11 protein-coding genes are annotated in these 8,670 nt (G+C 39.7%); 6 read left to right on the top strand and 5 right to left on the bottom strand.

Features of this window, described 5'->3' with window-relative positions:
• Positions 1-134: 134 nt before the first annotated feature.
• Positions 135-1,403 carry a M64 family metallopeptidase gene (locus tag BUC07_RS19995; RefSeq protein ID WP_073174045.1) on the top strand — a complete coding sequence of 423 codons (1,269 nt, stop codon included), beginning with the start codon at positions 135-137 and terminating at the stop codon, positions 1,401-1,403.
• A 53-nt stretch (positions 1,404-1,456) separates the two neighbouring features.
• Here BUC07_RS19995 and BUC07_RS19990 read toward each other — a convergent pair whose 3' ends face one another.
• The gene (locus BUC07_RS19990) at positions 1,457-1,780 is read right to left on the bottom strand and encodes a DUF6249 domain-containing protein (protein ID WP_073174041.1); all 324 of its coding nucleotides are present in this window, start codon (positions 1,778-1,780) and stop codon (positions 1,457-1,459) included.
• A gap of 139 nt (positions 1,781-1,919) precedes the next feature.
• Here BUC07_RS19990 and BUC07_RS19985 point away from each other — a divergent pair, with 139 nt between their 5' ends.
• Entirely contained in the window at positions 1,920-2,489 is a 570-nt protein-coding gene (locus tag BUC07_RS19985; RefSeq protein ID WP_083578365.1) for an RNA polymerase sigma factor, read from the top strand.
• A gap of 2 nt (positions 2,490-2,491) precedes the next feature.
• On the top strand, positions 2,492-2,902 hold the full coding sequence (locus BUC07_RS19980; protein WP_139279671.1) for a hypothetical protein: 411 nt from the start codon (positions 2,492-2,494) through the stop codon (positions 2,900-2,902).
• Positions 2,903-2,954: 52 nt separating this feature from the next.
• On the opposite strand, the gene BUC07_RS19975 is transcribed toward BUC07_RS19980, so the two are convergent.
• Together BUC07_RS19975 and rfaD are read right to left on the bottom strand one after the other, a co-directional pair.
• Positions 2,955-3,632: a lysoplasmalogenase gene (locus BUC07_RS19975; RefSeq protein WP_073174037.1), complete on the bottom strand. Its 678-nt coding sequence runs from the start codon at positions 3,630-3,632 to the stop codon at positions 2,955-2,957.
• A gap of 96 nt (positions 3,633-3,728) precedes the next feature.
• Positions 3,729-4,694, bottom strand: coding sequence for an ADP-glyceromanno-heptose 6-epimerase (gene rfaD / locus BUC07_RS19970; RefSeq protein ID WP_073174035.1), 966 nt, complete (start codon positions 4,692-4,694; stop codon positions 3,729-3,731).
• 442 nt (positions 4,695-5,136) lie between these two features.
• Between rfaD and folE the strand changes: the two genes are divergently transcribed.
• Entirely contained in the window at positions 5,137-5,760 is a 624-nt protein-coding gene (gene folE, locus BUC07_RS19965) for a GTP cyclohydrolase I FolE (RefSeq protein ID WP_073174032.1), read from the top strand.
• 4 nt (positions 5,761-5,764) lie between these two features.
• Here the strand turns inward: folE and BUC07_RS19960 are convergent, their stop codons facing one another.
• Complete coding sequence (locus tag BUC07_RS19960) at positions 5,765-6,883, bottom strand: lactonase family protein (RefSeq protein ID WP_073174030.1); 1,119 nt, start codon at positions 6,881-6,883, stop codon at positions 5,765-5,767.
• A gap of 77 nt (positions 6,884-6,960) precedes the next feature.
• Between BUC07_RS19960 and BUC07_RS19955 the strand changes: the two genes are divergently transcribed.
• Positions 6,961-7,794 (top strand): NHL repeat-containing protein, encoded by an 834-nt coding sequence (locus tag BUC07_RS19955; RefSeq protein ID WP_073174027.1) that lies wholly within the window; start codon positions 6,961-6,963, stop codon positions 7,792-7,794.
• 58 nt (positions 7,795-7,852) lie between these two features.
• Positions 7,853-8,089: a CDGSH iron-sulfur domain-containing protein gene (locus tag BUC07_RS19950; protein WP_073174025.1), complete on the top strand. Its 237-nt coding sequence runs from the start codon at positions 7,853-7,855 to the stop codon at positions 8,087-8,089.
• A gap of 26 nt (positions 8,090-8,115) precedes the next feature.
• On the opposite strand, the gene BUC07_RS19945 is transcribed toward BUC07_RS19950, so the two are convergent.
• Complete coding sequence (locus BUC07_RS19945) at positions 8,116-8,574, bottom strand: FAD-dependent oxidoreductase (RefSeq protein ID WP_262509510.1); 459 nt, start codon at positions 8,572-8,574, stop codon at positions 8,116-8,118.
• Between the last annotated feature and the right edge of the window lie 96 nt (positions 8,575-8,670).

Below are 8,670 nucleotides of genomic sequence, written 5' to 3'. Positions count from 1 at the left end.
TCGGTGTGAATGCATACTCTGCTAAAAATCGAAACCATGTCAATGAACTTATATATTATGGCACTATTGCCGCTTAATTATTTAACGAAGTATTGTAATTTTAGCCAAAAATAATAAATGCTGCGAATATGAAAATGAACTTAATTTTATTAATTCTTTTTTTTCCATTTCTTTCAACAGGACAAGTTGAGTTTGATGAATTTTTTACGGATAATGCATTGCGTTTCGATTTTTTGCTGGGTGGAAATGCCCAAAATGTAAATGTATATCCGCAGCTGATGAAACAGGAACCTCACTGGGCCGGATCCAAAACCAATTTAACTGAACCATTTGGTTTTGGCACTTACAGGTTCAGGGTTTTTGATGTGAAAACCGGGAAACTGATTTATTCCAAAGGCTTCAGTACTCTCTTTCAGGAATGGCAAACCACAGCCGAAGCCAAAGAAAAAGATCGGACTTTTTACCAGGCGGCGATTTTCCCTTTTCCAAAAAGTAAGGTCAGGCTCGAAATTGATGCCCGCCAGTGGGAAGGCGATTTTAAACCAATTTACCAAACTGAAATTGATCCGGAAGACTATTTTATATTGAAAGAGAATCCGAAACCATTTCAACCAGTTACTATTCTTGAAAACGGTCCGCCTGAAAACAAAGTTGATGTGGTGATTCTGCCCGAAGGTTACACCGGTTCCGAGATGGAAAAATTTTTGGAAGATGCTCGGCGGGTAACGGAGTATTTGTTTGAAGAAGAGCCGTTTAAGTCGGAAAAAGAGAGTTTTAATATCCGGGCCGTTTTAACACCTTCAGAAGATTCGGGCACTGATATTCCGGGTGAAAATATTTACCGCAATACGTTTTACAATTCAACCTTTTATACATTTGATGTGCCGCGCTACCTCACAACCAGCGACATGAAAACCATTTACGATGCCGCGGCGAATGTCCCTTACGATCATATTTATATTCTTGTAAATACCGAGCGGTACGGCGGCGGCGGATTCTATAATTTCCTCAACGTGTGCTCTTCCGATAATCAATTGACCAAACAGGTTTTTGTTCATGAATTCGGGCACGGTTTTGCCGGGCTGGCCGATGAGTATTACTCCTCGGAAGTGGCCTACGAAGATTTTTACAATCTCGACATTGAACCCTGGGAGAAGAATATTACCACATTAGTTCAGTTTGATAAAAAATGGAAAGACATGGTTCCGGATGACATTCCGGTTCCCACTCCCCGAAAAGCAGAATACAGGAAAACAGTTGGTGTTTTTGAAGGAGGCGGTTACATGGACGAGGGAATTTACAGCCCGGTAATGGATTGCCGTATGAAAAGTAATGCTGCCAAAGAATTTTGCCCCGTGTGCCAGTCGATTATCCGGGAGGTGATAAAATTTCACTGCGAATAAAAAAAGCGGACCCGTTTTGATCCGCTTTCTTTATAAGTTTTCATTGTTTTTGGCTAATCTTTTTTGGCCAGCGCATTGGTAATAAAGTGGGCAACAATTAACCCCAACCCCCCAAAAAAGAGGATCATGGTGAAAAATGCAGCTACTTCATTAATTACTGTTGAAAGCGCAAAACCTGTAATAACACCAACTGCAAGGGCAATTAAAAATATTCCCCATTTCAAAAGTGCATATTTTGATGCAGGTTTCTTGAAAATGCTGGCATCGGCTCCTTTTTCAATCAAGGCCAAACGTTCTTTTGTCCGCGTTGTCCAGTACACATATAAAATGGCAAAAAGGGCGAGAAAAAACGATAATGGTACAAAAATTCCTTCCATGATATTTAATTTTAAAAGTTTTTAATTTTTTATTTCTGACCTTATGACGCAGCTTTATCTGGCCGGTTACACTTTTATTTATACTTTCTTTTGAATAAATTTGTAACCAGACAAAACTTTATTCGTCAAAGTACCAGAAATGATGGAGCCAAAAGACGATAACTATTATATAGAAAAGGTATTGAGTGGAGAAACCAACTATTTTTCCTATATCGTTGAAAAGTATCAGGATATCGTTTTTTCCATCGCTTTAAAAGTTCTTAGAAATCGTGAGGATGCAGAAGAAATGGCCCAGGAAAGTTTTATAAAGGCCTATAAATCGCTTGGATCGTTCAGGGGAAGTGCCAAATTTTCTACCTGGCTGTACCGGATTACATACAACACATGTATTTCGGAAACGAGAAAGAAGAAGCAGCATTTTACTTCAACCGATGATGTCCAGATTAGCGATGAGGCTGAGGAAATGAACCTCGACGGGATTCCGGAAGAAAACCGGGCCAGGTATATTAAAGAGGCCCTGGAAAAATTGCCTGAGGATGAATATACACTGGTGCTGCTTTACTATTTTGAGGAAAAGTCAGTTGACGAAATTTGCACAGTTACCGGACTTTCGGCCAGCAATGCCAAAGTGAAACTATTCAGGGCCCGCAAAAAACTGTACACGATTTTGAACGAAATGTTGAAAGACGAGTTGCATACAATACTATGAATATGAAACGTGAAATTGAAGATAAAAAACTGAAGGCGTTCCTTAAAAGTGGTCAGCTTGAATCGCCCGGGCCTGATTTTTCTAACCGGGTAATGAATCGGGTTTTTGAGGAAAAAGCCGCACTTGAGCAGGTGAAAAGTGAACCACTGCTCGGCAAAGGTTTCTGGATTATTCTGGCACTTTTTGCTGGCTTAATGGCTGTCGTTTTCGTTATGCAGGGGAGTGGAATTTCTGGCGGCCAAACCTTTAGCTTTCTGAAAGAAGTAAATACAAGCGCTGTGGCAACAGGATACCAGAATTTTTTCGAAAAATTGGGCGCTGTTCCACTTAGTGTGGCCGGAATTTTACTGGGAACTTCAGTATTACTTTTTCTTGAAAAATACCTGAGCAACCGGAGTTATGTGGTTTCCTGAAAAAATCACAGAAAATTTTTCTGAAAAATCCTGGTCGAAAAACCGGGATTTTTTATTCGTATTGTTTTAAAATCCCCCTCATTATTAAATATTGTGCAATAATATAGCTGAAAAGAATGAATGCCCCGGCATGTTGAAAACTGTAAAGAAAACGGTTGATTGCAATAAATGAATCGGAAGCAATAAAAAATAACGAACCTGCAAATATCAGGCTGAAACTTGCGGGATGCCCGTTCCTCAGCCGGTTAAGTGCCATTGCCGACATGGCCAGAATGGCTGAAATGTAGATAAAAATGGAAATCCTCAGCAGATTGTCTAACTGGTTGTAAAGGAGTATTGAAAAAACCAATCCATAGGCAATGAAGGCAATCAGCCAGTAGGGCTGTTTTTTCAGAAACGATTTATTCCCCGAAATTGAAATTGTTTTCAGAAAAAGAACAATATAAAACAGTTGTGCGATTAGGAAAAAGAAAATTCCTGTTGCAAAAAAAGCCATCCCTTTGTCTGAAAACATCAGGGCAATATCGCCAAACCACGAAAACAGGAAGGCACCCATTGTAAGCTGCACAATTTTTTTGTGAATACTGCGGGAGTAAAAAAGAAAATAAGCACCAATCCAAACCATTATCAAAGGTTTGAATAAATATAAAAATCCCTCCTGAAAATAATCGGAGAGAATTGTTCCGCCGGCAATTACAATAAATGGCAAATGAAAAAATATTTTTTTCATTATTGGTTTACAGTAAAATTATGTGTTGAATTATTTTCTAAATGTAACAGGATTTTTTCAGAATGCCAATTGTATCTGTTGAAGAAATGAAAAGTGTTAATAGCAAAGTTCTGGTTTTAAGTATTTTCCCACGTAGGTGTCAATGCCTTCTTCAAGTGGTGTAAATTCTTTTGTATAGCCTATTTCCCTCAGTTTTTTAATTTCGGCTTCGGTAAAATACTGGTATCTGCCGCGTAAATCAACAGGTGTATCAATAAAGGTAATGTCCGGGTTCATTTCGAGGCTGGTAAACACAGCGTTGGTTAAATCCAGAAATGAGCGGGCTTTTCCGGTGCCAACGTTGTAAATTCCAGGGTGTTGCTGGTTGTGCATAAAATGAAGCATCACGTCGGCAATATCGTCAACAAAAATAAAATCGCGGCTTTGCTCGCCATCTTTATAATCCTGGTGATGTGAGCGGAAAAGTTTCATTTTCCCGGTTTCCTTAATTTTTTTGAACGCGTGCAGCACCACTGAGGCCATTCTTCCTTTGTGGTATTCGTTGGGTCCGTAAACATTAAAAAATTTCAACCCGGTCCAAAACGGGGGAGTGCGCGATTGTTTCAGCGCCCAAACATCAAAATCGTGTTTCGACCAACCATAAAGATTTAGCGGCCTGAGGTTGGACACATTGTTGTGCGAATCGGAAAAACCCACCTCGCCGTTTCCGTATGTTGCAGCCGATGAAGCGTACAACAGTGGCACCTGAATTTCGGAGCAGATATTCCACAACCGCTGCGAATAAATTAAATTGAGTTGCTGGTAAAGTTCCGGTTCCTGCCCCACAGTATCGGTTCGGGCACCCATGTGAAAAATAAAATCCACATCGGCGGCATTTTTTATCAGCCACTTAAAGAATTTATCCCTGTCAATAAATTTGTGGTACTTTTTTTTGAGAAGATTAAAATCTTTGGCCGGATCGTCGAAGCGGTCAACTAACACAAGATCGGTGTAGCCCTCCTGGTTAAGCTTTCCGGTTAAATAACTGCCAATAAATCCGGCGGCGCCTGTAATTACTATCATTGCTTTAAAGCGGTTTAATTTGGTACAGCATTCAATCCTTCGGATTGCATAGTTTTAAACTATAACTGCTGTATGTTCATATTATTGTATTACCTACAAAGTAAATTTTAACACTTATTAAAAAATGTGCAAAATTAACAAATTCAATAAACTGAATCGCTGTTATTGTCACTTAGATGTAAGGATTTGATTTTGAGTTTTATGGTGTTTGTTTTGAATAGTGCATTTCGAGCGAGCGGAAGCTGTTTTTGATATTTTATATGTTGAGCATCAGTGATTTACGTTTGTCGGGCAGTAGGTTTTCCTACTTGAATAAGAGTTGTTGTTAAGGTTTATGCAGTATTAATTTGGTTGAAAATTAATATTTCTCAAAACCCGTTAATATTCATATTTAATTCTGAAAAAAAAGTTAATCTTTGTGTTGAATTTAACAACAATTGATATGAGTGAACCTAAAATAGTTGATTCTAACGGGTATGAAAGAATTGATGTTTTTGATGAAGCAGTAATTGACGAACTGGCCAGCAATTATAAGAATATCCTGCAAATAATAGGAGAAGATGTTAACCGCGAAGGGCTCGACAAGACTCCCGAGCGTGTGGCCAAGTCGATGCAGTTTTTGTTGCAGGGGTATAAAACCGATCCGGTTGAGATTTTACGTTCGGCCATGTTTAAAGAAGATTACCGGCAAATGGTAATCGTAAAAGATATTGAAATTTACTCCATGTGCGAACATCACCTGTTGCCGTTTTTCGGGAAGGCTCATGTTGCCTATATTCCTAATGGCACCATTACCGGACTGAGTAAAATCGCCCGGGTGGTTGATGTTTTTTCGCGTCGTTTGCAGGTGCAGGAACGATTGACAACTCAAATTAAGGAGTGTATCCAGGATACGCTAAAACCACTCGGCGTGGCAGTGGTTATCGAAGCCCAGCATTTGTGCATGCAAATGCGTGGAATCCAAAAGCAACATTCAATTACCACCACATCCGATTTTACCGGAGCTTTTCAGAAAAATGCTACCCGCGACGAGTTTATAAAACTGATTAGTACAAAGTTCAGTTAACGTTTTAATTGATAAACTCAATGCAAACGGGGGACGGAACCTGCAATTCATTACCTGTGAATTCAAGCGTACCTTTTTCCTGATGGATTTTAAACACACTGATATTGTGGCTGTGCTGATTGGCTGCAAGCAAAAACCTGCCGCAAGGGCTGAGTGCAAAATTCCGGGGCCATTCACCCTCGGTTGAAACCGTTGAAATTAAGTTTAGCTTTCCTGAAGTTTTATCAATTTTAAAAACCGATATGGAATTGTGGCCCCTGTTCGAACCATAAAGAAATCGCCCGTCGTTTGAAATATGAATATCGGCGCAGTAGCTTTTTTCGTTGTAATCATCGGGTAAAGTAGAAATCGTTTGAAATGATTCCCATTTCTGATTTTGTTTTTTCAGTGCGGTAACTGTTGAGTTTAATTCATTAATCACATAGATGAAATTCCCGTTTGGGTGAAAATCGAAATGCCTGGGACCTGCTCCCGGTTTCATTTTTGCAAATTGCTGCGTTGCATGTATCAACTCATTATTTTTCAACTCGAAAATATTAAGCTGGTCGGTTCCCAGGTCGGCATTAAAAACCGCTGAACTGAAAGGCGAGAACTTTACAGAATGAGCATGTGGCACCGATTGTCTGGATTTGTCGGCACCCGAACCTTTGTGCTCAATGGTAGTGCTTGCCGGTTGCAAACTTCCATCTTTATTTACCGGATACAACGATGTTGTTCCGCCGCCATAGGTGGCAATGGCAACAAATTTTCCATCGGGCGAAACATCAACGTGGCACGGATCTGCGCCATGCGAAACCTGTTTGTTCAGAAATTGCAAGCTGCCGTTTTTTTGTATCGCGTAGGCAGAAACATAACCTCCCAATTCTTCAATTTCTACTGCGGGCCGGGTTACGACATACAAATTTTTGTTGTCGGGCGAAACTTTCAGAAAAGACGGGTTGTCCACCGCCTTAAATATATTTTCCAGTGAAAGTTCTCCGGTTTTGGTGTCAAAACCACAGAGGTAAATTCCTTCGGCTCCCTCGGATGTAAATGTGCCCACATAAAACTTTTTTATTTCCTGGGCATTGCTTTTCAATCCAAAAAGGGGAAGGAACAAAAGAAAATAAATAAATGCTTTCATACAATTCAAAATGAACAATTACTTGCAATAAACACTTTTTAATAGTAACTTTTTCATTAAAAATAAAACGTAAAATTATGAAAACAAATTTATTGGGATTAATAATGGTGTTATTTCTTTTTGCCGGACAGGCCAGTGCTCAGAAACTCGAAAAAGTTTGGGAAACTTCTGAAGAGATGAAAACACCCGAATCGGTTCTTTATCATGAAGATAAAGATGTAATTTATGTGGCTAACATTAATGATAATCCTTCAGAAAAAGACGGAAACGGATTTATCACTATTTTGAATCCGGACGGGAGCGTGAAGGAATATAAATGGGTTGAAAACCTGAGTGCTCCCAAAGGAATGGCTGTTTATGACGGGAAATTGTATGTTGCCGACATTGATCAACTGGTTGAAATTGATATTGAACAGGGTGTGATTTTAAAAAAGTATGACGCACCAAACGCGGTTTTCTTAAATGATGTTGCAGCATGTATGAACGGAATGATTTTCGTTACTGATACGCGCACAGCTAAAATCCATGTTTTGCATAACGGTAATTTCAGTGTTTGGCTCGAGGGTGAACCTTTTGAATCGCCCAACGGACTTTTTACCGAAGGCGGAAAACTATATGTTGGTGATAACAATGTTTACGAGGTAGATGTGAAAACCAAAAAGGTGAAACAAATTATTGCCGACACCGGTGGTGTTGACGGGCTTGAAAAAAACAACGAAGGTGAATTTGTTTTTTCCAACTGGCCGGGGCGTATTTTTGTCCATAAAAACGGAGAAAATATTAAACTTCATGATTCTACAGCTCAGGAAATTAATACTGCCGATATTGATTTTGCATTGAAATACAACTGGGTGCTCGTTCCTACTTTTTTTGATAATCGGGTTGTGGCCTATAAAATTATTGAGCAGTAAAATTTTTAATTTGAATTGAATTGAATATTTTTATTGTAAAATCAAAACAGATAGTATTATGGAAGAACCAAAAATTGCAGCAAAACAACCTTCGATGCAGTCGCTAAAACCCGGAACATATTTCTGGTGTGCATGTGGGAAAAGCAGTAACCAGCCGTTTTGCGACGGATCGCACAAAGACACACCGTTTACTCCTGTGCAGTTTAAAATTGACGAACAAAAAGATGTTTGGCTTTGCCAGTGTAAGCATTCAGGTAATAAACCTTATTGCGACGGTACCCACAACGATTTGTAATTAAAATAAGCTACCCTCAGGCATTTTTATAAATTGTTTTCCGGCCAGTGTGTTTCCAGGCCCTGGCTGCGAATCCAATTTTGAAATTCTTCAAGCAAATTTTTGTTGTCGCGCACGGCCCTGGGCCATGTTTTTTTCTTTTGGGCGAAAGCAATGAGAGAACCCACAGCTTCGCCAATGCTCCATTCAACAGGGTGCAAACGATAACAACCGTTGGTGATGTGCGTGGTGCCAATATTTTTGTTGGCCGGCAGCAGGTTATCCATACGTTGTGGCAGCAAAGCACCCAAAGGTATCTGGAACGGAAGTGAGCCGAAATCGATGTAGTTGTCGCCCTGGCTGCTGGGGTGAAGGTCGATGTGGTAATAACCGGTACCCACGCTGTCGAAAAACTCCGCAGCTTTTTTACCTGCTTCTTCACCGGCCACCAGTTTCCGGTTCTCAGCGCCCACATGTTCTTCCAGAATGGTAAACTCAGCTTTAATTAAGGTTTGCTGAAAAACAATATTAACAATTGATTGTCAATAAATTACATACAAAAAAGTCACACAATTTAGCTTCAAAGTGCAAACAAAATATTA

The organism is Tangfeifania diversioriginum, assembly GCF_900141875.1.
Lineage (GTDB): Bacteria > Bacteroidota > Bacteroidia > Bacteroidales > Prolixibacteraceae > Tangfeifania > Tangfeifania diversioriginum.
This window is presented reverse-complemented; position numbering and strand designations above follow the sequence as displayed.